General features: G+C 36.4%; 24 protein-coding genes. 5 read left to right on the top strand and 19 right to left on the bottom strand.

The window, feature by feature from the left end:
- Nucleotides 1–25: 25 nt before the first annotated feature.
- The 8 genes from ACYQ1I_RS01785 to ACYQ1I_RS01750 all read right to left on the bottom strand — a co-directional run bounded on the left by ACYQ1I_RS01785 (nt 26) and on the right by ACYQ1I_RS01750 (nt 6960).
- On the bottom strand, nt 26–631 hold the full coding sequence (locus ACYQ1I_RS01785) for a GDSL-type esterase/lipase family protein (RefSeq protein WP_459761860.1): 606 nt from the start codon (nt 629–631) through the stop codon (nt 26–28).
- A 164-nt stretch (nt 632–795) separates the two neighbouring features.
- Entirely contained in the window at nt 796–2532 is a 1737-nt protein-coding gene (locus ACYQ1I_RS01780) for a sensor histidine kinase (protein ID WP_459761858.1), read from the bottom strand.
- The gene (locus ACYQ1I_RS01775; protein WP_459761856.1) at nt 2529–3203 is read right to left on the bottom strand and encodes a response regulator transcription factor; all 675 of its coding nucleotides are present in this window, start codon (nt 3201–3203) and stop codon (nt 2529–2531) included. Before ACYQ1I_RS01775 ends, ACYQ1I_RS01780 begins: the two co-directional genes overlap by 4 nt.
- 53 nt (nt 3204–3256) lie before the next feature.
- Complete coding sequence (locus ACYQ1I_RS01770) at nt 3257–3685, bottom strand: hypothetical protein (protein WP_459761854.1); 429 nt, start codon at nt 3683–3685, stop codon at nt 3257–3259.
- Nucleotides 3682–3885 (bottom strand): helix-turn-helix transcriptional regulator, encoded by a 204-nt coding sequence (locus ACYQ1I_RS01765; RefSeq protein WP_459761852.1) that lies wholly within the window; start codon nt 3883–3885, stop codon nt 3682–3684. Before ACYQ1I_RS01765 ends, ACYQ1I_RS01770 begins: the two co-directional genes overlap by 4 nt.
- 197 nt (nt 3886–4082) lie before the next feature.
- A complete protein-coding gene (gene yaaA, locus ACYQ1I_RS01760; RefSeq protein ID WP_459761850.1) occupies nt 4083–4832 on the bottom strand; it encodes a peroxide stress protein YaaA in 750 nt (249 codons plus the stop codon).
- A gap of 507 nt (nt 4833–5339) precedes the next feature.
- On the bottom strand, nt 5340–6407 hold the full coding sequence (locus ACYQ1I_RS01755; RefSeq protein WP_459761848.1) for a DUF4179 domain-containing protein: 1068 nt from the start codon (nt 6405–6407) through the stop codon (nt 5340–5342).
- Nucleotides 6400–6960: a sigma-70 family RNA polymerase sigma factor gene (locus tag ACYQ1I_RS01750; RefSeq protein WP_459761846.1), complete on the bottom strand. Its 561-nt coding sequence runs from the start codon at nt 6958–6960 to the stop codon at nt 6400–6402. Before ACYQ1I_RS01750 ends, ACYQ1I_RS01755 begins: the two co-directional genes overlap by 8 nt.
- Nucleotides 6961–7375: 415 nt before the next feature.
- Here ACYQ1I_RS01750 and ACYQ1I_RS01745 point away from each other — a divergent pair, with 415 nt between their 5' ends.
- Together ACYQ1I_RS01745 and ACYQ1I_RS01740 are read left to right on the top strand one after the other, a co-directional pair.
- Complete coding sequence (locus ACYQ1I_RS01745; protein ID WP_459761844.1) at nt 7376–7594, top strand: hypothetical protein; 219 nt, start codon at nt 7376–7378, stop codon at nt 7592–7594.
- Nucleotides 7591–7962, top strand: a complete 372-nt coding sequence (locus ACYQ1I_RS01740; protein ID WP_459761843.1) for a spore coat protein — start codon at nt 7591–7593, stop codon at nt 7960–7962. The genes ACYQ1I_RS01745 and ACYQ1I_RS01740 overlap by 4 nt, the downstream gene beginning before the upstream one ends.
- A gap of 142 nt (nt 7963–8104) precedes the next feature.
- Here ACYQ1I_RS01740 and ACYQ1I_RS01735 read toward each other — a convergent pair whose 3' ends face one another.
- Together ACYQ1I_RS01735 and ACYQ1I_RS01730 are read right to left on the bottom strand one after the other, a co-directional pair.
- Nucleotides 8105–8920, bottom strand: coding sequence for a flavodoxin family protein (locus ACYQ1I_RS01735; protein WP_459761842.1), 816 nt, complete (start codon nt 8918–8920; stop codon nt 8105–8107).
- 107 nt (nt 8921–9027) lie between these two features.
- Nucleotides 9028–9615, bottom strand: a complete 588-nt coding sequence (locus tag ACYQ1I_RS01730) for a PadR family transcriptional regulator (RefSeq protein WP_459761841.1) — start codon at nt 9613–9615, stop codon at nt 9028–9030.
- A 186-nt stretch (nt 9616–9801) separates the two neighbouring features.
- Between ACYQ1I_RS01730 and ACYQ1I_RS01725 the strand changes: the two genes are divergently transcribed.
- Entirely contained in the window at nt 9802–10662 is an 861-nt protein-coding gene (locus ACYQ1I_RS01725) for a metallophosphoesterase (protein WP_459761840.1), read from the top strand.
- Nucleotides 10663–10860: 198 nt separating this feature from the next.
- Here the strand turns inward: ACYQ1I_RS01725 and ACYQ1I_RS01720 are convergent, their stop codons facing one another.
- Nucleotides 10861–11298, bottom strand: coding sequence for a VOC family protein (locus ACYQ1I_RS01720; protein WP_459761839.1), 438 nt, complete (start codon nt 11296–11298; stop codon nt 10861–10863).
- Between the two features lie 333 nt (nt 11299–11631).
- Here ACYQ1I_RS01720 and ACYQ1I_RS01715 point away from each other — a divergent pair, with 333 nt between their 5' ends.
- On the top strand, nt 11632–13344 hold the full coding sequence (locus ACYQ1I_RS01715; protein ID WP_459761838.1) for an FAD-binding protein: 1713 nt from the start codon (nt 11632–11634) through the stop codon (nt 13342–13344).
- A 109-nt stretch (nt 13345–13453) separates the two neighbouring features.
- On the opposite strand, the gene ACYQ1I_RS01710 is transcribed toward ACYQ1I_RS01715, so the two are convergent.
- The 7 genes from ACYQ1I_RS01710 to ACYQ1I_RS01680 form a co-directional block, all read right to left on the bottom strand.
- Nucleotides 13454–13657, bottom strand: a complete 204-nt coding sequence (locus ACYQ1I_RS01710; RefSeq protein WP_459761837.1) for a hypothetical protein — start codon at nt 13655–13657, stop codon at nt 13454–13456.
- Nucleotides 13658–13803: 146 nt separating this feature from the next.
- A complete protein-coding gene (locus ACYQ1I_RS01705; RefSeq protein WP_459761836.1) occupies nt 13804–15810 on the bottom strand; it encodes a M56 family metallopeptidase in 2007 nt (668 codons plus the stop codon).
- A gap of 10 nt (nt 15811–15820) precedes the next feature.
- The gene (locus tag ACYQ1I_RS01700; RefSeq protein ID WP_459761835.1) at nt 15821–16189 is read right to left on the bottom strand and encodes a BlaI/MecI/CopY family transcriptional regulator; all 369 of its coding nucleotides are present in this window, start codon (nt 16187–16189) and stop codon (nt 15821–15823) included.
- Between the two features lie 347 nt (nt 16190–16536).
- Nucleotides 16537–17706: a macrolide family glycosyltransferase gene (locus tag ACYQ1I_RS01695; protein WP_459761834.1), complete on the bottom strand. Its 1170-nt coding sequence runs from the start codon at nt 17704–17706 to the stop codon at nt 16537–16539.
- The gene (locus ACYQ1I_RS01690) at nt 17699–18004 is read right to left on the bottom strand and encodes an AbrB/MazE/SpoVT family DNA-binding domain-containing protein (protein WP_459761833.1); all 306 of its coding nucleotides are present in this window, start codon (nt 18002–18004) and stop codon (nt 17699–17701) included. Before ACYQ1I_RS01690 ends, ACYQ1I_RS01695 begins: the two co-directional genes overlap by 8 nt.
- Before the next feature lie 192 nt (nt 18005–18196).
- Complete coding sequence (locus ACYQ1I_RS01685; RefSeq protein WP_459761832.1) at nt 18197–18667, bottom strand: flavodoxin; 471 nt, start codon at nt 18665–18667, stop codon at nt 18197–18199.
- A 45-nt stretch (nt 18668–18712) separates the two neighbouring features.
- Complete coding sequence (locus ACYQ1I_RS01680; protein ID WP_459761831.1) at nt 18713–19342, bottom strand: uracil-DNA glycosylase family protein; 630 nt, start codon at nt 19340–19342, stop codon at nt 18713–18715.
- A gap of 539 nt (nt 19343–19881) precedes the next feature.
- Between ACYQ1I_RS01680 and ACYQ1I_RS01675 the strand changes: the two genes are divergently transcribed.
- A complete protein-coding gene (locus tag ACYQ1I_RS01675; protein WP_459761830.1) occupies nt 19882–20910 on the top strand; it encodes a hypothetical protein in 1029 nt (342 codons plus the stop codon).
- A gap of 294 nt (nt 20911–21204) precedes the next feature.
- Here ACYQ1I_RS01675 and ACYQ1I_RS01670 read toward each other — a convergent pair whose 3' ends face one another.
- Nucleotides 21205–21759: an RNA polymerase sigma factor gene (locus ACYQ1I_RS01670; protein ID WP_459761829.1), complete on the bottom strand. Its 555-nt coding sequence runs from the start codon at nt 21757–21759 to the stop codon at nt 21205–21207.
- Nucleotides 21760–22559: the final 800 nt, after the last annotated feature.

Raw genomic sequence — 22559 nt, 5'->3', positions numbered from 1 at the left:
ACTGAAAACCATATGTTTTCCTCCGCTACAATAATTTAGAAAGCTTTTCCAGCCACAACCAATAAAATTCTTTCTTGAAATGAATACCATCTTCAGCATATAAATCTGGGTTCTCCTGTGCCAATCCCCCTATGTCTACATAGCTAACTGACAATAGGTCTGATAATTCCTTCAATATCTGGTTATATTCCGCTATTTCATCGTAACGGGGCTCTTTATCCAGCGCCTCCTGTGTTACAGGTGTAATCGACTGAAGATAGATTTTACTGTCGGGTAGTTCCTCCTTTATTTTGTTAATCAGCTCCGTTAAGTCATTTCTAAATAATTCCTTGGGGTCCTCTACAGGCATGAGAATATCAATTGATCCCAGCATAATTAAGACTTTGTCAGGCTTCCTCTCAACTAAATCATCCAGCTCATCCAAAATAAAGCCCGCTGTCGTTCCTGCCCCAGCTATTACAGATTCTTCCGGCAGTATTTCATTAAAAACAAAGCCTTCGGTAATAGAATCTCCCATAAATACACTGTTTTCAAACGCAGCCGTAATATCTTTTTCAGTAGTTTGACTTCCACAGGCTGTTATACCCACCAGCAAAATTCCTATTAGCAAGCTAATCATTATTTTTTTCATCTACATTCCCTCTTTTCTTTATTTGATATACCAATATTACAGCAGTTAAGTGCAGAACAGGTGCAGATGAGGTAAAGTTTCAATATTATTTTATCGCAAAATAAAAGCTATGAAGAATTCTTCATAGCTTTTTCCTATTAACCCATCAAATTGGTTGAAATATTTTATGATTGTATTGGTAATGAAAAGAAAAAGCAAACACCAGCCTCCGTATTTTCCACCCCATAAATTGCATGATGAAGCTCCAGTATTTCCTTTGATATGGCAAGGCCAAGCCCCGTGCCAGCTCTGGATGTCCGTGCTTCGCCTCGGTAGAATTGGTTCCATATCCTTTTTCTGTCTTGATCTGATATTGGGCTGCCTTGATTTTCTACGCTGACTTTCGCCGTCTGTCCATCAGAGTCTACAGCAACTACAATTTCATGTCCGATCTCTGTATGACGGATTGCATTGCTGAGAAAGTTACTAATCACTCGACTGATTAACCCTTTATGCCCTACCACTGTTTCAGAGGAAAGCCTTAATGTAAGGGAGAGGTTTTTTTCCTGTATTTGGTCAGCCAGCGACCTTAATACTTCGGTAATCGCTTTATCTATTTCAAATGGAGCCATTTCTGGCTGATAGGTACCAGATTCAAACTTTGCTAGATCAAGCATATTCACAACCAGCAAGTCCATCCGATGTATTTCGTCTTCCATCGCCTGAAAGTAGTGCTCCCTTTTTTCTTTTGCAATTCCGTCTTTTAGTATCGATAAGCAGCTTTTCATAACAGCCAGGGGCGTTTTTAGCTCATGGGATACCCCCGCAATAAATTCCTTCCGTGTGATTTCTAATTTCTTCTCTTTATCAAGATCCTCCTTTAGCTGACCAATATATGCTTCTATTTGGCTCGACAAGTGGTTAATATTTTGAGATAACTGCCCAATTTCATCGGAGGAGCGAACCGGCAGCTTTTCTGAAAAATCCATATTGGCTATTTTGCCTGTAATCTGATTGATGTACAGCAACGGTTTAGCAAGCCATTTAGACAAAATAAAGGCTAAAAATATGACACTTAGGAAGGAAAATACAAAAAAATAGGGATAAAATTGCTGTATAACCGATATCGCTTCATTCACCGGCTGTAAAGAGGTCATTGCAACAACATATTCTGTCACTCCATTTTCAATAACTGGTTTGATAATGATCTTATATTCTGCAAAATTCTCTACTTCACTATATTCTTCTGTATGCTGTAGTGGCCTTGGGTGATCAGCCAGCAGGCGGGCTTGTAATTCTTTAATTTGCTCTAAAAAAAACCCTTCTCGATAAGGAAATGTAATATCCTCCCCCTCTTCAGGAAATACGGTTCTCGTTATCCTTCCCCTGATAATACCAGTTTCAAGATGTCTGTAAGCCTCATCGGCATGGGGTCCATGGAGCTTATTTGCAATATTCAAGTTGACGACTCCCCTTGAAGCAGTCTGTATAAGATAGGGTATTCTTTCATCAGCTAGGTTAACGGTATCAATAATGACGTCATCGCCCACCATTAACGAAGAACGTACATCGGAAGAAAATTCTCCTTCAAAGGGATACATAGGTATTTTCATGCTGGCCTGAGGGTTACCCTTTATAGCCACTTCAATATAATAATTTTCCACATCGTAGATACGCCCATATTGATCTAGCTTTGTAACCCAGATCTGGTTATTTTGATATAGTTTAGCCGAAGCCGTTTCTAATCCTTCCTTCTCCGCCATATCCGAATATTCATTCATGTACATGATGAGGGCGTCGGATTTTTTTCTGATATAGTATTTTTCAAATAAGTAATTTTGGGTGATTCCAATGATTAAAAACATCATGGAAAACAATAGTAGTATTAACACAAACCATTTAAAGACAATACTTTTTTTCATAGTGGCTCCTCTGTGAATTTATATCCCAACCGAATGACCGTAACAATGCATTTACCTTTGTTTCCCAGCTTAGCACGTAAATTTCTAATGTGACTGTTTATTGTTTTTTCTTCGCCATAAAAATCGTAACCCCATATTTTAGTGATTAATTGTTCTCTCGTAACTACAATCTCCTTATTTTGCATTAAGCAGGCAAGAATTTCAAATTCTGTATGGGTCAAATTGATTATCTTGCCCTCTACAGAAACAACCCTTGATCCCATATTGATATCAATACCGCCGGCTGATATCGGTATTTTATCCATATTTCCCGAGTATTTTTCTAAAAACCGTTTCACCTTTGCCATTAAAACCTTAGGACTATATGGCTTGATCAGATAATCATCTGCCCCCAGCTCATATCCTAAAAGGGAGTCATCCTCGTCTGAACGGGCTGTCAATATAATTATCGGGACACTGGAATTTTTTCGTATTCTGCGGCATACTGCCCAGCCGTCAACCTTTGGTAGCATAATGTCTAATATAACCAGATCAACAGCATTTGATTGAAACAGCTCTAAAGCCCTTTCTCCATCTTCTGCCTCTAATACCCGGTGTCCTTCTTCAACCAGATAATCTACGATCACTTCACGTAAAATATTTTCATCTTCTACCACCAATATTTTTTTCATTATACCCCCCATTTGCCCTTAAACTTTCACCATTTTTAAGGTTTTTAGTATATTCATAGCTTATTCTCTAATTGTTTAAATACGACCCATCCACCTGCTATTTCAAATACAAAAAGGAACACTAACATCAATAAAACCCATTTGTCTACATTCATTAACGAACAAGTGAAGGTGAGTATTGCCAACAATAATAATGTAACCTGATACATAATTTGCCCTGATCTAGCTCTTATCATAACCTTTCTTTCGTCTTTTAAATTTATTCTTTCTTGCTCTAACCGTTTTTCATAAGCAGCTTTGTTCTGTGGCTTTGACCAATGAAAATATTTATATATCATCATGATTCCAGGCCCAGAAAAGCCACCTGCAAAGCCCGCAAAATTAGCGGTAATTCCCTTGCCTTCCATTACAGTGTACAAGACAAAGAAAACTATTCCCAGAGCCAAAAAGCCAACTCCAGTATATAACATATCCTTTTTCATTTTTCTTCCTCCTCATAAATAAAAATTTCTTCAATTTTCATGTTAAAATATCGTGCTATTTTAAAGGCTAAAATAATTGAAGGATTATACCGACCATTTTCCAAAGAGCCTATTGTCTGTCTCGAAACTTCCAGAGCAGCAGCAAGCTCCTCCTGTTTAATCCCTTTTTTCTTTCGAATTTCCTCTAATCGATTTTTCACATTATCATCCATCCCTTCAAAACGGAAAGTTTACTTTACATTTTTATTATAGCTTTACCTCAGCAAAATGTCAAGTACACTTTCCATAAAAACAAATCTCCTTTGGTGGATTTAAGGAGTACCAGTTAAAATCTACATGCAGAAGGTTCTAATGATATAAAAAAAGAGGGCCCTTAAGCCCCTCCTATTAAAGGATTTTACTTCCCCTCTTTAATAAATACATATTTATTTTCATTCGATAGGGCCTCGGAAAAAACATAATTTAATCTATCAAATTGTTTAATTTCCTCTACCATCTTAATTTGTTTTTCTGCCATAAACCGTACCATTTCTCCCCTGGCCATCTTCACCTGGGTTCCCTTTTCAATAATCCTTTCTCCTGACCTTTCTCCAAAAACACAGGTAATCAATCGTATGCTGCTGTCTACATAATCTGTAATACATTTACTGTATTCTTTCGAAGCCAAATTTACAATACAGTTGCTTTCAGAAAAAAGCAGCTCAGCAAGCTTTTTGTTCCAAAATTGATAAAGTGAATCAAAATCGCTTCCTTTAAGCTTTGCCTGCATTTCCAGCCTGTAGGGAACCACCCCGTCAAAGGGCCTGAGTATTCCGTAAAAGCCAGACAAAATGCGCAAGTGTTCTTCGATGTATGAAAATTCCTGGGTGCTAAATACCCCGGGAGCCATATACTGGTATTGAATTCCTTCAAAGGAAAGGATCGCAGGTGTTAAATTACGATACAAATCCATTTTCTGAATCCGTTCATAATTTAATAGGGCAATCTTATCATTACATTTCCAGATGGCTTTGGCTTCTTCATAGCTTAACTTTTTTAAATAGGACAAAAGAATTTCCGTTTCCTTTATTTTCTTTGGAAGATGGTCATAGCTTAAGGAGTCTGTATCTATTTTCATTTTTTTTGCAGGTGATATAATGATTCTCATGATGCTTTCCTTTCTACTGCCAACAACTGTTACTCAGCAGCCTTATATCATATCTATTATTAAGAATAACAGCTATTTCGATTGATCACAACATACTCTCTGTAATAAATTGAGGTGGAGCTTAGCTAAAGCCTTACCTTTTGCGGATTTTCTGGAGCCGTCTATTCAGCCTTTTAGACAATATTTTACCATACAAAAATTGCTTTATGGGGGACGGGGTATCTGTACATGACTTTCACTCCTTGATTTGATTCTGATAATTAGGTCCAACAGTTTCCGTATACTACAATAATAATATATCCTCTAATCAAATGGATACTTATCAATTAATTTTTTAGTTTAAAAAAATCCTACATTTTACAATCAAGACCTGTAAAATGTAGGATTTAATTCTCTTTATGACCCACTTTGGGTAATCGTGGTGTTTTTAAAGGGGTATCGTAAAGGCTTACATCACGACTGATCATATTTTTTATCGCTGCGATGGCCTGCCCTGCTGTTTATCTATTATTCTTTTAAAAATACTGTAAATGTCTCTCCCACCTGTTTATAATCATTGCTCATTCGCCCGCTTTCTTCAGGTAGTTTAGCTGCATATGGCGTTAAAGTAATCGATGTAATTTCATCGGGAAAATCTTTGTATAAATTCTGATATTTAAACACTAAATCTTCATTTGATTTGCTGCTTAAATAAAAGTTAACTTCATTTCCTAAATTATCATATCCTCTTAATTCAATTTGATAAAAGACATCGGATTTTCCTTTTACCTTTCCTAGTATCTTTTGATTAACTGGATTGTATCTAAGTTCTTCTAATACGTAGCTTTGTTGATCTAGGTCGAAGGAATAATCTAATGGCAACACATGAGTATCTGCCATTAATTCACTACCATCTGCTGTGAATTCAAATATCCATTTTCCTTTCACTTTTCCTTCTACTATATCATCAGATTTAGTTGTAAAATAATTTAAATCATTAAAAACAATTTTCATATCGATATTTTCTTCAGTGTCAATCCCTACCGCATCAACATAATAGGTGTCAAGAAACATTGTTTCTGAATCATCAATTTTTCCATAACTACCTGTCATACCATAATTTTTTAGTTTTTTCCCATTAATATATATATCATAATCAAAGCTAAACCCATCTACAGGCTTATTAGTATTGACAATTGTACAAAAAATCAGCTCGTCTTTATCGATAATGACATCGGTTAATTTGATTTCTACTCCATCATGCTCTACTATTTGATTAACTACATTTCTATAGGGTTCAATATTTCTTTCAATATTCAGTGCCTTCCCCATCGAATAAGTCACTTCTGAAATCGTTGATTTAGTAGCAGCATAAACATTTTTCCCCAAACTTGTTTGGCTAAATATGCCTACACTTAATACTACAGCAGCACCAATTGCAGCGATTCTTTTATAATCAAATTTTTTATTTCTGCTTTTTCTAAAGCGCTCCTTAATTTTTTGCTTTTCTATATCCGTCAATTGCTCTTTTTCGTAATCATTTATATTAAATTCTATTTGATTTAAAAGCTCATAAATGTTTTTAGAATTATTCATTTCCGTAGCCTCCCTCAATATTAACCATTTTACGCAGTTTCTTTTTAGCCCTAGAAAGTCTATTGTAAAGAATAGGCTTACTGAGTCCTGTATATTCAGATATTTCTTCTATATTGCTATACTCAAAATATAGTTTTTGAAAAATTATAGCATCCTCCTCTGATAAACTCTGTATCATTTTCTTTAGTTCTCTGTTTGTTTCTTCTTTTAAAATTTCCATAAGAGAATGATCTTCCACAGGTATTTTTAAATCTTCTATATTCTCATTATCTAAATCCTTTAAATATTTTCTTACATAATCAATCGACTTATATTTTGCTATTCCACCTATCCAATTCTTAAAGCTGGATTTTTTAGGATCGTAATAGTGAATATTCTCCCAAATAGCAAGAATACAATCGTTCATACATTCTTCATAAAAGTTCATCAGATGGGAAAGATGTTTCCTTAAAACAGTCTTGAGGATCCAAGCATAATGATCAACGACATATTCTAAAGCCCTTTCATTCCCTCTCTTCATTTGATCAATGAAATTTTCCTCTGTTATTTTCAATATGTTACTCACCTACCTTCTAACTGCCTTCTACATGTAGAGATTAATGGGTAATTACCCTTTCACTTAATATTTCGTAGGAAAGGAGTAAAATCTATCAATATTTTTAATAAAATAACACTAATGCGGTATTAGGGCGTGTCTGAAAACCCACTCAAGGGCATCTTTCACCGCTTTTTTGTCCCACGCAGCGTTGCTTTTCCTTGACGTACTCCTGGTATGCCTTCAAAAAAGCGCCTTGCTTGGAACAAAAATTCAGTAAAATCTGCACCCTTCGGAGTATTCAGACACACCCTAGTGTTTTTTCTTTTTCTCATTAATAATATTGCTATCTTATTCTATCATATCAAGATTAAATGAATGATAGATTATTTTTAGTAAATACTAACTTAAAACTAAAATAAGGAGGCTTTATATGCAAAATCTCTCTACAAAGGAAGTGAACTACATTAAGGATATATTGTCCTGGGAGTTACTTACTTCCAAAAAATGCTTTCAATATGCCAATCAGGAGACTAACCCCGGCCATAAAAAGGTTTTTTCTGATACAGCAAGCATGCATCAGCAAAACTATCTGGAACTTTTAAACTATGTGGATCAAATAATTAGCAGTCAAGGAGGCCAGGTACAATGATGGACTCTCAGTCAACAGTTACCTCTAAAATGGGGGTACAAAAAATTGGTAAAACTGTTTCTCAGGAACTCCCTAAAGTAAAGGATGTAAACTTAAATGTCAGGGATAAGCTGAATGATATTCTGTTTTACGAAAAGCACAACCTTGTAAACTATCAGATCGCTATAAATGAAATCATCAATGATGATTTAAGGGCGCTTCTAATAAGTAATCATAATAAAATACAGAATGCCCATACGACCCTCTTTAATGAGCTGTTCAACCTGGGGGAATACCAGGCTGATCTTGCAACAAAGCCCCAAATAAGTGATATATCTGATATTTTTAGCGGCTATAAGACTCAGCTTCCATTTTTTCAGCAGCAATAAAACACAGCCCGGGTTACCGGGCTTATCTCATTCCCAGCCACGGAAATACTTCATTTAAAGGCACTCCTACATATCCATTACGAGTGCCATTCAACATCATTTTTTATGGCCAGAAGGATGGCATTCGCCTGCCTATCTTTATCTATAAAGCGGATCGTTCCCTAGAAAATCTTTTTCCCATCATATGAATCAATCCCTTCATTATACTTCCGAAAATCTTCTTAAAAGGATTAAGCCTCACATCGTAGAAGTATTCTTGATCAAGCCAACCCATTTGCTCCCAATAAATATAGTCGGCTTCAGAGGTATAGGTCTTGCTTCTTAGACAATTAAACATGAAAATATCGTAAAATGATGGTACTCTTTTTTCAGCGGTTTCTGCACTTTTCCATAGCTTTTCCGATACCAGTCTAAGCTTTTTATGGTTCTTCGTAAAATAACTTTGGCTGTATTTAAAGGCTCCTTTAGACTTGCGATTTTCAAAATACAAAGGGGAGATAATTTGTAGGTTACCAACAATCCCCAGGCCCCATCCGGATAGGGTCATTTTAAGATATTTATAAACCTGCTTGCTTCCGCCACCATCTGTGGTTACAACAATTAGTGCAGGCTTACCGACCAGTTCCTGCCGATGAAACATATAAGACATTCTGTCGATGAATCTTTTGAGCTGTCCCGTAACCTGATAAGCATACACTGGACTTGCAATAATCAAGGCATCGGCCGAAATAAGCTGATCCTTTATACGCTTTAAGTCATCGGCTTTACAAGGACAATCATTTTCACTTTTTTGGAAGCAAGTACAGCACCCCTTGCAGTCTTCGATATGATAATCATTAAGAAAGATGTAATGAAACTCAACTGTGTTATTACCCTGATTAATTTGCCCCTCAATCTCTTTACAAATGTTAAAGCTATCTTTTCTTCTTGGGCTTCCCATTAAAGCTACAATTTTCATTTTATCGTCTCCCTTCAATGTATCCAACATTGGATACTATCTTAAATTTTTATTCCATACCGTTGAACAATATGGAATAACTATAAAAACTAATTTAATTAAGTTTACTATTCATTTAAAATTGAAAAGTCCACCTTTTTTATCAGATTCGAAACCTTCTTAGACAATGAAATTGTTTCATCAAGATGCTCTGCTAAGGCTTTATGCCATTCTATTTGGTTCTCTACAGTACTTTTCATCAGCTTGAAGGTAGCTTTTTCTACATTTTCAGCCGTTTTATGCTTCTTTTGATACCAATCATTGATATCACAAAGCTGTTTTTTCAGGCAGACAATATGTTCTTCAATTGCTGTAAGCACCTCTTGCCTTGTAAGATTCGCCATAATGGGATAAAGTAAAAATTTCTCCGACGAGGTATCCCCTAATGGCTTTTTTAACTCATGCAATGCCATTTGAGCCAAATTACTGCGCCCCTCATCGGTTATCTCATAAATTTTTCTTGCTTTTTCATTATCACCTACTTTATCGACAAGTTTGATTAATCCGTCTTTTTCAAGTTTACCCATGGCATAATAGATTGAACCAGACTGTATACTGTTCCATTCCTCCATGTGATTAAGCTGTATAAATTTCTGAATTTCATAACCGTGGGTTGATTTAAGGCTAAGATAGTAAAGTATTAGTAACTGAACCATTTGATCTCCTTCTTTTTTATTATCCAATATTGGATATGATATTGTAATTATAAAATATATTTATGGCTCTGTAAAGTATTTTTCTATTCCGCAGGGTAATGGTGTTTTGTTTTGTTATATGATAAACTGGTGATAAAGCTGAGTTATTGTAAGGATAAAGAAAACGAGATGTAGTGAGGCAGATTCATGAAAAACATAAAAAGTAATAAACGAAGGGAACTAGTGACAGTTCTATTGATTTTCCTTGTACCCTTTTCTATCTGGGTTTATTGGGGCAATACCTCCATACTAACAACACAAATCCATATCAGTAGTAAAAGCCTTCCGGTTTCCTTCAATGGGTTTCGGATTGTTCACGTATCTGACCTGCATAATACGGAATTTGGAGTTAATCAAGAGAAATTACTTGATGCAGTTAAGAATGCATCTCCGGATCTAATCGCCATTACCGGCGATTTAATTGATTCCCGCCGCACAGATCTTCTAAAAGCTATGGATTTTGTCAATGGTGCCGTCAAGATCGCTCCGGTATATTATGTTACGGGTAATCACGAAGCACGAATTGACGAATATCTAAAGCTGGAAGAAAAAATGGCAGAAGCGGGCGTTGTTTTATTAAGGGATAAAGGCGTAACAATTGAACGCGGCGAGGATTTTATCCGACTGCTGGGCTTGGATGATCCTTCTTTTATGAAAAAAAACGATAAGATTGAAAACAGTATAACATTGACCGATGCAAAGTTAAAAGACCTAATGGATGAAAACCAATATACAATCCTATTATCCCATAGACCGGAGCTGTTTAACGTGTATGCAGCCCACAGTATCGATTTGATCTTAAGCGGCCATGCTCATGGCGGACAGGTTCGCTTACCCTTTGTTGGAGGGCTAGTGGCGCCGAACCAGGGGCTCTTTCCCAAATATGACGAGGGCATTTATGAAATTGGCCCATCAAAAATGGTTGTCAGCCGGGGCTTAGGTAACAGTATTTTCCCTGTCCGTATCAACAACCGACCGGAATTGGTCGTTATTACCCTTGGACAATAGCAGCGGCAGCCCGGCTTAATTCGGGCCGGACTACTAGCCTTTTACTGGAAACCAAACATAGACTAGTCAATAGTCAATAGTCAATAATCAATTATGAATATTTTATCTCAGTCTAAAATTAAAATATCTCCCAAACTATCGGTTTGGGAGATTCCTTTTTTGCTAATATAATATTTGTTTAAAGCTCGTCAACAATAATTATTTACAACCCCTTTTTTCTTCCCAAAGCTGTTGGCGTTCTTCAAAGCTCACTTCCTTGTGTATTTGGTGTAGCATCCACTGATAACCAAAGGGATCTGTAAAGATAGCATTTGATACGCCGTAATCAGGCATTTCGGTTACTGCCTGTACCTCTAGACAGCCTGCATTGATGGCCTTTGTGAAGGTTTCCTTGATGTTAGGCACAAGAATGTTAAACCAAATCGACTTGGGTTCCTGCTGAGTTGGTGCTTTCAAATAGAATTTTGGGTTTTCGTCCAACATGTGAAAACGAACCCCGTACAGAGTAAAAATTACTTCATTTTCACCCTTCGGGAAATCAGTAACCTCAATTCGCTCAATATCAAACACTTTTTCATATAGTTCCAGTGCTTTTAAGCTGTCCGTTACAACCATATCAATTTCTACCCCTACCATTTTCAGGCCACTCCTTTGTTATTAAAATAATAAGCAAAGCTGTTTACTAAAGTTTGTATATTCTAATTATTATATCACAGCTCCTTTTAGAAAATCCACCTGAATTCGGAGTCGAAATACCAATTATAACCATCTGAAGTACTAGCCCTTTCAGACAGCATATTTATAAGCTGTGAAAAAAGGAGTACTATCGTACTATTTTTAGCCAATACAAGGGGATATTTACAAAGATTTGGAAGTCTACTGGAAAATTATGAAAAGTGATATTGAATTTCTATAGTAATCATGATACGATAGGGTTGATACAAAATTAACAAAACAGGAGGGCAAACTATGAAAAAGATTATTACATGGTTACTTGCGTTTTCTTTAGCTTTCACAGTTGGGTGTGCATCAAACACGGTTAGTAACGATGACACCAATACAGAACCCAACGTAAGCAATACATATGAAGGCAAAGGGACGGGGTATGGCGGTGAAATTAAGCTCGAGCTAATTACCGAAGGCGATAAGATGGTTGATATAAAAATCATATCAGACGCAGAAACCAGTCCAGTAATGACAAGGGCATTCCCAGTGATAAAGGAAAGAATTCTCGAAGCGCAAAGTCCCATAGTAGACAGTGTAAGCGGAGCTTCGTACACTTCCTTTGGTATTAAGACTGCTGTTGCCGAGGCCGCCAAGGGATATGGGAAAGACTTTGGAAAAATTACCTTTGACACCCAAGGACCCGAAAGTGAACGTAGAGATTTAGAGGCTGTCGAAACTGAATTACTGATTGTTGGTGGTGGACCGGCAGGACTTGCGGCGGCAATAAGTGCGAAGGAAGCGGGAATAGATGATATTATACTGATTGAAAAATTAGATATTTTAAGCGGGAATGGTAAGTTCGACATGAACTTTTTTGACCTGATTAATTCCAAAGCCCAAAAGGAAAATGGAATTAATATTACAGTAGAAGATTTTATTCAAAGAAAAGAATCGGTTGATGATTCCAAGGAACGGGTAGAAGTATGGGCTCATGGTGCCAGTGAGCTAGACGAATGGTTAAGAAGCTTTGGTGTTAATTTAAATTATAACTATGGCGACACGAATCATATGGCCGAGAGCGATGCTTATGCAGGAGAGCATATTCAAGATGGTATGGAAAAAAGGATTAAAGAGCTTAATATTGACGTTAGAACCGGCACAAAGGGACTAGATTTAATTTTTGACGGCGATAAGGTTGTTGGTGTTAAGGTTCAGCATAAGAATGATTATTACGATATTTTAGCAGATGCTGTGATCCTGGCAACGGGTGGATTCTCAGCAAATAAAGAACTATTAGCAAAGTATGCGCCCGGAGCTGAAATAGTAGAAACCTCAAACCAAATGGGGGCTACGGGGGACTTTATTCCATTGTTTGAAAAATATAATTTTCAATTAGAAAATATGGATACGCTTTCTGTATTTAAGATGATTAATAAAAGCAATAGGGAGCTTACTGGAGCTGGAGACGGATTTATTTTCGTAAATGAAAACGGTGAGCGGTTTGTTGACGAAACATCGGGCGGACTTGCGTTAGCACATACAATATTAGAGCAGCCCAACGGAAAAGTTTTCTACATCTATGACCAAAGACTTTATGAATCCTTTTACAGACTAAAGAAGCATAATAATTTAGGCTACCATCAAAAAGCTGATACTTTGGAGGAATTGGCTGAAAAACTTGGAATTAACGGCGAAAACCTAGTTAAAACGGTAGCCACATATAATCAAGCTGTCGAGGGCGAAATTAAAGATCCCTTTAGAGAAAAGCCTTTTACTGAAAAGTTTGGAGAAAATGGTCCCTATTATGGGGTACAGGTGGAATCCGCCATTCATATGACAAAGGGCGGCGTTTTAGCCAATGAAAAAGCCCAGGTTTTAAATACTAACAAGGAAGTGGTAGAAGGATTATATGCGGCAGGGGAAGTTACAGCTACAAGTGGTGCATACAGCGGTGCTGTGGTTTTTGGCAGAGTAGCAGGTACAGAAGCCGCTGAATTCATAAAAAACAAAAATTAATAACTGATTTTAAGCGACCAATCAATAAAAAAAACCTCTAAGTTAAAAAATTGCATTTAACTTTAGAGGTTTTTTTAATTTAAGCAGATAAGCCATTCCCATTTATGACCTAAAATAGTAGAGGGAGCTTCGGCCTGGCCCCTTCGTTGACGGAGATAATATGCTTACCCTTTCCTACGGGGAAGTTTTTATAGCTGTTAATCGTGCCGGCCTCCAAGCATTTGAATACATCCGTGCCCTTTAGATAGAACTTGTGTAACCAAGACCAGTCGCCAATATAGCAGGTATTTGCAATGGCATTACATTCATCCATCCCCCCTGTAAATTCATATGGAATCAAAACCATGTGAAGGGATGCAAAGGTCGGATGCCCTGAAATTGGTTATACCTATTCGAGGACATCCTTTTTAACTTAAATATTAACCATCACAGCATTTTTATTTCTGAGTAGGCAATTATTTATGGTATTTTTATATACTCCTGCTGCCGGTGAATTACTGTATACTCTTTGTCAAAAAACACCATGTCTACCCGGTATGTCCCTCCCTTAACGATTTGATTTTCCGGCACATCCTTATAGACGCCGGTTATAAGATTATAAATTCGGGCCGGTTCCAGTGTAATTTCCCCTGATATGCTTGTAATCCCTTCCTGGCTGGAAATTCTTCGGCCCTTCTGATTGTAGACATATACAGCATAAGAACTGACCTGTGGATGTGAAATTGACCCATGTAATGTTATCCCTTTGGTATTGGCTGAAGCAACAGCAAGATTAATTCCTGCCATTTTTTTATTTTCTAAGTTTTTTTCAAAGAATGTAAAATACATTGGGAGTGTAAGTTCCTTGGCCCAGCTCACATAATCTTTTTCAAAATTGCCTTGAAATTGAATGGTATCGGAATCTGCTTTTATAAGCATGTATTTCTGTTGGTCAGAATCAGATACATTGTCGGCCTCGTCTGATACCAAAAACTGAATAAATACATCAGAAAGCCTCTCATTTTTATCGAACACAAACTTCAAATCAACGTATTTATGCTTTCCAGAGTTTTCGGTGACCAATGCTGCAATCGGTGATTCTCGATACCCCCTGAAGCCTTCGTTATTGAACTCGCAAAACTGATAACCACTGACATACCCTTCATTTGTTATTAGCTGCTTCAGTTTAGGAGTACCATAATTCTCAATTGCACCAAAGCTTGTTGCTATTATATTAGATAAGCTAGTGGTTCCTTTGGCGCCCATCAGCTCAAGGATTGCATGTTCCTCAACCTCACCCTTTATATTTCTAGTCTGCACCCGTTTTACAGTCACTTGAATATTGCCGTCAAGACCAGCTATATCTTCATAAACCCAGGCAGGCACACTTTTATCTGACACATTTATAGAAAATTGAATTCCGTCCTGAACATACACCTCGTTTTTTATCCACTTTTCAAGTCCATCCTGTGAATCAGCAGCAATCACATTTCCCGCCAAAAGTGTTGTACAAAAAATCATTACCGCGGTGATAAAGGATATCACTGACATAAGCCTGCTTTGCCGTTTCGCTTTACTAATCATATTAAATCTCCTTTTCATTTTTCCTATGCCTCCAGCCATGGCCGAGGTCAATGCTGGGGGCAACGCCTTATTTTGTTCCATCATGCATAATATCGTATTCATATAACCTTTTCGTTCCTCTCTATCCATGTCCTTGACCACCTCATAATCACAGGAGTTTTCACATTCCTCATTCATTTGCTGTACTGCTAGATAAATAAGGGGGTTAAACCAATGTATTCCATTGACAACCAGAGCAAACCATTTATAACACAGGTCGTACCTTTTATAATGGGTTAGCTCATGTAAAAGAACATACCGCAGACTGCTATCTGCAATATTTTTGTCAGGCAGCAAAAGAATAGGCTGAAAAAAGCCTGCAATGAAGGGGGTATTGACGCACTTAGAAGCATAAACCCTGATATTGCTTTTTATCTTCTTTTCTACCTTCACGCTGTCAAGAATCGGACAGTTTATGGGCTCTGAGTGCTTTCGCACCGTTACCATGAAGGCCAAATAGCGTAAGAGGCTTCTGATGAAAAATACTGCCGCTCCAGCAAGCCAGATAAAGATAAGCAGATTGTATTGACTTATCTGTAACCCCTCCATAACCTCCAGCCGCCGGTATTCAAATGGTATTTGCTCCATTACCCTTGTTTCTGTATCAAGGAATGGGTTAGCTATTAAATCGGTTGTCTTAACTTCATTTACCGATTCTACCTGCGCCGAAACAGGTACCGGTAAGGCTGCTTTCTGGAGAACCAAGCCCGGCAGAGGGGGTAATATCATAACCAGCAGCAGCAATAACCAACTGTAATACTGCCAGCGGCTGCCGAATATCCTGGTGATGGGCTTTAGCAACATCAGAACAAGGGTTAAAAGGGTGCCGAGGGCAGACTGGAATAATATTGTTTTTAATAGCATACAATCACCCCTATTTTAAATCAAATAATCTCTTTAGCTCTGCAATGTCTTCATCCGGAAGCTCCTCGTTCTCAACCAAGGAAACAACAAGCTTTTTGACAGAGCCGTCATAGAGTTTGCTGACAAACTTTTTTGCCTGAGATATTTTGTACTCCTTTTCATCTAGTAGGGGCTGATAGTAATACACATATCCCCTTTTTCTTCCCTCGACGGCTTCTTTTTTCATCATACGACCAAGCAGCGTCGCTACAGTGGAATACTTCCATTCCTTATCAACCATTTCATCACAAATATCTTGCACGGACATTGGCTGGCCCTTTTTCCATAATACCTTCATAATCTCAAGCTCAGATTCACTGATTTCATGTCTTTTTTCCATCATATCATCTCCATGGATTGTGTATTTTACATATGTAATATACATTTATACTACAACTGTAAAAGTAATTTGTCAAGCTATTTTTCGCAAAAATATCCCCTAAACTAAGTCCGGGGAAATCAATAGAGGACTTCGCCACATCGTTTTCCATGTCTCTGAGCTAAATGAAGAAGAACGTTTACAGATATGGTTTTCCTGCAGGCTATGTCAAAATGTGATTTAGGTCTAACTACAAATTGAGCTGATTAAAAACATCAGCTCAATTCTATGTGGGGATTCCTGTATTTTATCAAGCTTGTACTGGAGGGTAATCCTTTTGTCAATATGCTTGAGTTTTTACATTTGCTTTATTGGCTGCATACCTTTTCTATCTTATTTGCAGCTGCACTGGCTCCTCCAGCCCTTCGCAGGCTTTGGGAAATCACTTCTGCATTTCTTTTATAGGATGGATTATTTAATACTTGTAAAACAGTTTCCCTGATACTGCCTGCAGTGTTGGATTTTAATCTTTTTCCAGCATTCAGTTCTGCTACTCGGTTTGCCACCATGGCTTGTTCACTATGCTGCGGAAATAAAACGGATGGTACCCCGAAATATAGGCTTTCGCTTATGCTATTCATCCCGCAATGGGTTATAAATACATCGGTTTGTTGTAAGACCTTCAATTGTTCAACCCTGGGGTAAACCTCAAAGCCTTCAGGCAACTTACCAAAGCTTGAAATATCTGTCTTTTCTCCAACAGACATAATCACCCGGCAATCAACATCTGCCAATGCCTGGATACAGTTTTGATAAAAGTGTCTATTTTGATTTAATACGGTTCCCAATGAAATGTAGAACAGTGGTTTTTTATCTTCACCTGGCTCTATTTCTGGTACCCGGAAAGAAGGCCCTACAAAGGCATATTTATCTGAGAAGGTTTCTGCCATAGGCTGAAATTCTTTAGACGTATACACAATTGTATTCGTTTCATTATCATTTTCAATCATACTGGTAAGGCTTTTTACCTTAAAGCCTTTTTTCTGAAGCAGCTTAATCTTCCTATTAATTCTTGGAATACCCATAAGCAATCGAACTATTTCCTTTAGACCCTGTTTCATCAGCTTGACGGTATGTTGATTCATTGCAAAGGTTGTTGTAGAGCTGATATAGGGTATATCTAATTTCATTGCCAGTAATTTTCCCCAAATACATATGGAATCTGATACAATACAGTCTGGTTTAAATTCCTTAAGCTCTGCACATACCTTTTTATCCAGATTTACCGTTGTATCTGCTCCCATCTCAATCAGAGCCGCAAAATCCTTGCCCACCTTCTTTTCTGTTTCTGGCGTAAACGCTGGTAAATAATCATCACAGGAAATGAATTTTGCTCCTGCCCTCTGAATTTTATCCTGAAACATTGAAAAGGAATAATACCAAACCTCATGGCCACGTTTAACTAATTCCTCCACCACCGCCAGGGTAGGGTTTGTATGGCCATAAGCCGGGATATTAAAAAATACGATTTTACTCATCCTCTCCCTCCTTTGCCCTACTGGCCTTTTTGATTGCCCTTGCAAAGGCCATTGAATCCTCCTCCGATTTTTCCGGATAAATTTCCCTTGCCTTACCCGCAAAAATTGCATCTGCAATTTTTGAAAATATATCATACCGCTCAATGGCGATGCCTCTTTGGGCATCTGCCAGCAAAATCAAAGTGTCTCCTGAAGAAATATTAAACATATCTCGAACCTCCTTTGGAATCACAATCTGCCCCTTAGGCCCCACCTTTACAGAACCCATATATTTATCTTCTGAGGTTTTTTTATCCATAATACCCTTCCTCCTAAGTAATACTTTTTATACTATTTATACTAATTGTACTTTTATATAAACCCTTTGTCAATCCATTTCAAGGGCTTCTCCGTTATATATGCCCTTTATTTTGTCAGTATATGCCTAAACACAATAGACCCTAAATAAAAAAATATCCCCTAAACCGAAGTTCAGGGGAATCAATAGAGTCTATTTGTATTTAATTGTTTCAAGCCATTTCGTGACCTCTTCTGGTACAACTGCACCAGCTACAGCCAGACCAGGCAGCATAATTGACTTTACACAGGTATTCGCTATATCATTCTCAATTTGACCAAACCCGCCGCCTCCATGGGTACAGAAGGGAATGACTATTTTGTCTGTAAAATCATGCTGTTTAAGGAAACTCATCACTGGCGGAGCTAAGGTTTTAAACCAGTTAGGTGTACCAATAAATATTGCTTGATAGCCATTTATCGACTCATTTCCAGATTTCAGCGTAGGACAAAATCCTCGTGCGATTTCATTCCTCACTTCTTTAGCGGCTGTATTATAATCAAAGGAATAATTTTTATCAGGAATTAATTCTCTCAGTGTACCACCAGTCTGTTTGGCTATTTCCAGTGCTAAATTTTTTGTATTTTGAAAAAGAGAATAATAGACAATCAGTGTGTTATTCATTTGCTTTCTCCCTTCATGCTCTTGATAAGCGGTACGGTTCTATTTTCATTTAGGTCCCCATTCTTTAATGCCTAATACCCTATGGATTTCCTTCCGTATTTGAAGAACCCTTTCCTCTGTGAATTGGGGATAATCTTTAAACCATTTCATGTTTAACGGTGATGGGTGGGGCAGTATATAGGCAGGTTTTCCGTTTATTTCTTTGTCTACAAAGGCCAGTGATGCAATTTTCTCCCCCGGAAAGAAAATTTCCGCTGCAAAACCACCAATTAATATATAAATCTCATTTTCAACAAGCTCCATCTCCTTTAGAAGCCACTGTTTGGAACAGATTTTAGGGGGACGGCGGTCCCCTCCGCCTGGTGCCTTTCCAGGATAACAATGGGCCACTGAAGTAATGTAAAAGTAGTCAGGATTATAAAAATCTTCATCTGAAATTTGATACCATTCCCTGCGAAGCCTTTTTCCGCTGGCATCATTAAAGGGCTTCCCTGTTTCATGTACACTTTTTGATGGCGCCTGGCCGATTTGCATGATTTTAGCACGATGATTCCCCAATACAATAGGTCGTGGTTCAAACCCGAATATATCTTGACATAACCTACATTGTAATATCTCATTATGTAGGTTATCAAGGCTATTTGAGATATGGTTTTGCTTCACATCCTTTAACATCGTCTCGACTCCTATGCTTAATTCAATATTTCATTAGTGTATTTCAGTACATTAAATTACAATATTTATATTCTATTATACACTATTTTTCAATTTAAGAGATTTCCCAATGGTAACTACTGTTATAAAGCTTGCAAAGACTCCTGATACTGACGGAAGCTAAAATTGCCGCCCCCAGGGCTCCCCCCCCTGATTAGTGTTTATCTCCTGTATTTTCTTTGAAAATCGTTTTATTCTTGATTTGAAAATTGTAAAATTTTTAAAGAAGTGTAGCATTTTATCAACTGTTGCATCTAATAAATGATAAGAAAGTTAAAGACATCTCGTATATCACAACACTCATCTTTACTTTACTTAACTTCATTGAATATTTTGATAAAAAAAGAGGGTGATTATATAAATTCAAGTATATCCATTTTAAAGAGATTTTTTCATGCATCATAATCTATTTTATATCTCAATGTAAAAAGCCAAACTAAGTAGATTCCTACAATTGTAAGAATCTATGCCAAAATAATTAATGGAAAGGAAGATGACTGATGAGATTTAAAAGGTTGACTTCGATTTTAATAGTGCTTTTAATGCTTTTTATTCCTACAAATGTTTTTTCTGGTAATGCTTTTGATAAACAAGATAATATTTATAAATACTCTATTACACCTGATTCTGAAGAGTGGAGTAAATATGAACCAGCAGAACTATATAAATTGTTGGATATTCCTGAATATATTGTAAAAGAAATGAATACAGAAGCTCTCTTGTTAACAGTTTTGGACTATCCATATATTGGAGATATTAATGCATTTAATAGCTATGACTTAGGTATTCAAAGAGTCAGTGAAAGATTTTCTGGGTTAAGTGAATTGATTGGTAGAAGTGATGCTGCTGATGTGTTATACAAGCATTATCTTTCAACATCAAATAAAGTGACATCAGCAAAACACGTTAACAATATCGATTCTGACATAATAAAGTATCGTGCCATGAATGCGATGCTCTCGTCCACTTATTTTTACGATAAATTCGACAAAACTCAAATAAATGATATTAAACAAGCTTCTTCTGCCATATCGAAAGTCATAAATGTAAGTCCAATTGATGCTATGGATACTCCATATGCTACCAGGGCTACTGTTAAGACACCTAATGGTACTTCTGTTTATGTTTTTAGCAATCCAGAATTTACTATTAATGAAATAAAAGAAATGGACAAATACGTGGCTTCTAGATATCCTTCAGCATCAAAAATTCGAAGTGCTTCCAATAGATACAATTGCCATTCTTATGCTTGGTATAGCACTTCTAGCTCAAATCCATATTGGATGAATGATCCTAGTGCTTATATGAAGGATGGAAGTTATTCAAATGTTGGATTTTACCCAACTGCTGTCAATCAAAAATTGTTTGATCCATATAATAACCATTCAGGGATTATTTATAAGACTGGTTCTAGTGTATATACTGTTGAAATAACTTCGAAATGGGGAGAGTATGGTTTATATCGACATGTGCTTTATTATGGTCCATATGCTAGTGGTGCTCCAAATTATAGTTGTTGGACTAGATAGCTAAACTATTCAGTCTAATTATGTTAAAATAAAAGTGTGAAACTAAGTACAAGTAGATATTCTAAAAATTCTATGTAATGTAAATAAATTTTATTAATGTAAAAAAGGAGTTCTTTTTTGACAAGAATTAGAGATATTAATTCTAATGTCAGAAAGGAACTTTTTTATAAGTACTTGTTTTCAAAAGGTTTGAGGCAATTAATTACAGAAGATACTTAAAAATCGTTAAATATAATGCCCTCCAATGTCAAGACATAATTTAAGTGATTATATGAGATGTAGCACATAAGTATTTCATTTTCCATCTTCCAGGTCATCAATTTTACTCTTTTCGAGTTTATCGTAAATCCTTTTTAGCATCTTAATTGCTCTAGCCATATATACTCTTGCTGTACTATAGTTTATATTTAATATCTCAGCGATTTCTTTAATAGAAAGATTCTCATCATAACGCATTATTAATAACATCTGGTATTTTATGTCTAATTTTTCTAAAGCTTTTTTTAGAATTTTCCTCTCATACTCTTTAATTAATATAACCAATGCATCATCTTTTTTATCACAAAAATCATCAATTGTATTTAGAGAATCATATTCATAAATTCTGCTTTGATTATATCTCCTGTAATATTGAAGGGCTTCCTTATACGCAATAGAAAAAACCCAGCTCTTAGCTTTACCCGAGTCCTTAAGCTGATGCAATTTTTCCCACGCTTTTTCCAGTGTATTTTGCTTTAAATCCTTTGATAATTCATTATTACCTGTTATTGAATACAAAAATTTAAAGAGACTATCGTCATAAATTAATATGTTCTTTATAAAAAACTCTGTATCATATTTAGAATGCACCACAAAATCCCCTTTTCATATGACCAGTAATATCCGTAAATAATTTTTTTTAATTCTAGCATGATGCCAATATATATATCAAAATATTGAATCCTTACTTTGAACTCATTATTTGTTTTGAGTACTTAGATAAAAAAATACTGCTATTTTATATGTTATAAATTTATCATACCATTTTTATGAAAAATTTACAAACTATGCATAAAACGATAATCGTTTATTTCTATTATTTCTATATTTTATTCCGCCAGTGAAATACTTTATTAAAGTAGTAATATTATGAATTAATTTCCAATAATATCGTGTCCAACAAGTGCAAGAAACCATGAAAAAAGCACCCATTTTATTAAAATAAATTTATATTTCTTCAATTTGTATTTTTTAAGAATTTAGATGAGGTTCAAGTTTTGTTAAATAAATAAAAAATGGCAAATATCTGCCATTTTATTTAAGATTCTATAATTTTTCAAACAATATCCTTATATATTTGACTTTGATTTAAGTAGAGCACATTACTGTCAAACATATATGTCCTTCCCTTAGACAGAGCCTTCCGTGCCTCCAGCTGACCACGGTTTATTATTGTTGGGAATGACTTTATATCAAATCTGCCACATCAACCAGGTCTAATCTTAATGGTTTTTTAAGAGCTGTTCTGTATGAATACTGCATATCGCCGAAGAATATTGCTCATCCCTGTTAGTAATTTAAAGGCCAGGCTAGCTCTTTAATGAGTATTCGGCCTAGCGGTTTCTATTTTAAGGTTTGCCAAACATTTATCCATGGTTAAAACCCTGCTA

This window comes from Alkaliphilus crotonatoxidans (assembly GCF_054658015.1).
The sequence above is the reverse complement of the archived record's forward strand: the minus strand, read 5'-3'. Positions and strand labels throughout refer to the sequence as shown.

Coding starts and splice junctions, on each gene's coding strand:
- ACYQ1I_RS01715 (WP_459761838.1), top strand. CDS start 11,632: ATGAAAAAGATTATTACATGGTTACTTGCGTTTTCTTTAGCTTTCACA.
- ACYQ1I_RS01720 (WP_459761839.1), bottom strand. CDS start 11,298: ATGGTAGGGGTAGAAATTGATATGGTTGTAACGGACAGCTTAAAAGCA.
- ACYQ1I_RS01785 (WP_459761860.1), bottom strand. CDS start 631: ATGAAAAAAATAATGATTAGCTTGCTAATAGGAATTTTGCTGGTGGGT.
- ACYQ1I_RS01735 (WP_459761842.1), bottom strand. CDS start 8,920: ATGAAAATTGTAGCTTTAATGGGAAGCCCAAGAAGAAAAGATAGCTTT.
- ACYQ1I_RS01780 (WP_459761858.1), bottom strand. CDS start 2,532: ATGAAAAAAAGTATTGTCTTTAAATGGTTTGTGTTAATACTACTATTG.
- ACYQ1I_RS01675 (WP_459761830.1), top strand. CDS start 19,882: ATGAGATTTAAAAGGTTGACTTCGATTTTAATAGTGCTTTTAATGCTT.
- ACYQ1I_RS01710 (WP_459761837.1), bottom strand. CDS start 13,657: ATGGATGAATGTAATGCCATTGCAAATACCTGCTATATTGGCGACTGG.
- ACYQ1I_RS01685 (WP_459761832.1), bottom strand. CDS start 18,667: ATGAATAACACACTGATTGTCTATTATTCTCTTTTTCAAAATACAAAA.
- ACYQ1I_RS01695 (WP_459761834.1), bottom strand. CDS start 17,706: ATGAGTAAAATCGTATTTTTTAATATCCCGGCTTATGGCCATACAAAC.
- ACYQ1I_RS01700 (WP_459761835.1), bottom strand. CDS start 16,189: ATGGAAAAAAGACATGAAATCAGTGAATCTGAGCTTGAGATTATGAAG.
- ACYQ1I_RS01775 (WP_459761856.1), bottom strand. CDS start 3,203: ATGAAAAAAATATTGGTGGTAGAAGATGAAAATATTTTACGTGAAGTG.
- ACYQ1I_RS01730 (WP_459761841.1), bottom strand. CDS start 9,615: ATGGTTCAGTTACTAATACTTTACTATCTTAGCCTTAAATCAACCCAC.
- ACYQ1I_RS01690 (WP_459761833.1), bottom strand. CDS start 18,004: ATGGATAAAAAAACCTCAGAAGATAAATATATGGGTTCTGTAAAGGTG.
- ACYQ1I_RS01705 (WP_459761836.1), bottom strand. CDS start 15,810: ATGCTATTAAAAACAATATTATTCCAGTCTGCCCTCGGCACCCTTTTA.
- ACYQ1I_RS01755 (WP_459761848.1), bottom strand. CDS start 6,407: ATGAATAATTCTAAAAACATTTATGAGCTTTTAAATCAAATAGAATTT.
- ACYQ1I_RS01740 (WP_459761843.1), top strand. CDS start 7,591: ATGATGGACTCTCAGTCAACAGTTACCTCTAAAATGGGGGTACAAAAA.
- ACYQ1I_RS01770 (WP_459761854.1), bottom strand. CDS start 3,685: ATGAAAAAGGATATGTTATATACTGGAGTTGGCTTTTTGGCTCTGGGA.
- ACYQ1I_RS01725 (WP_459761840.1), top strand. CDS start 9,802: ATGAAAAACATAAAAAGTAATAAACGAAGGGAACTAGTGACAGTTCTA.
- yaaA (WP_459761850.1), bottom strand. CDS start 4,832: ATGAGAATCATTATATCACCTGCAAAAAAAATGAAAATAGATACAGAC.
- ACYQ1I_RS01745 (WP_459761844.1), top strand. CDS start 7,376: ATGCAAAATCTCTCTACAAAGGAAGTGAACTACATTAAGGATATATTG.
- ACYQ1I_RS01680 (WP_459761831.1), bottom strand. CDS start 19,342: ATGTTAAAGGATGTGAAGCAAAACCATATCTCAAATAGCCTTGATAAC.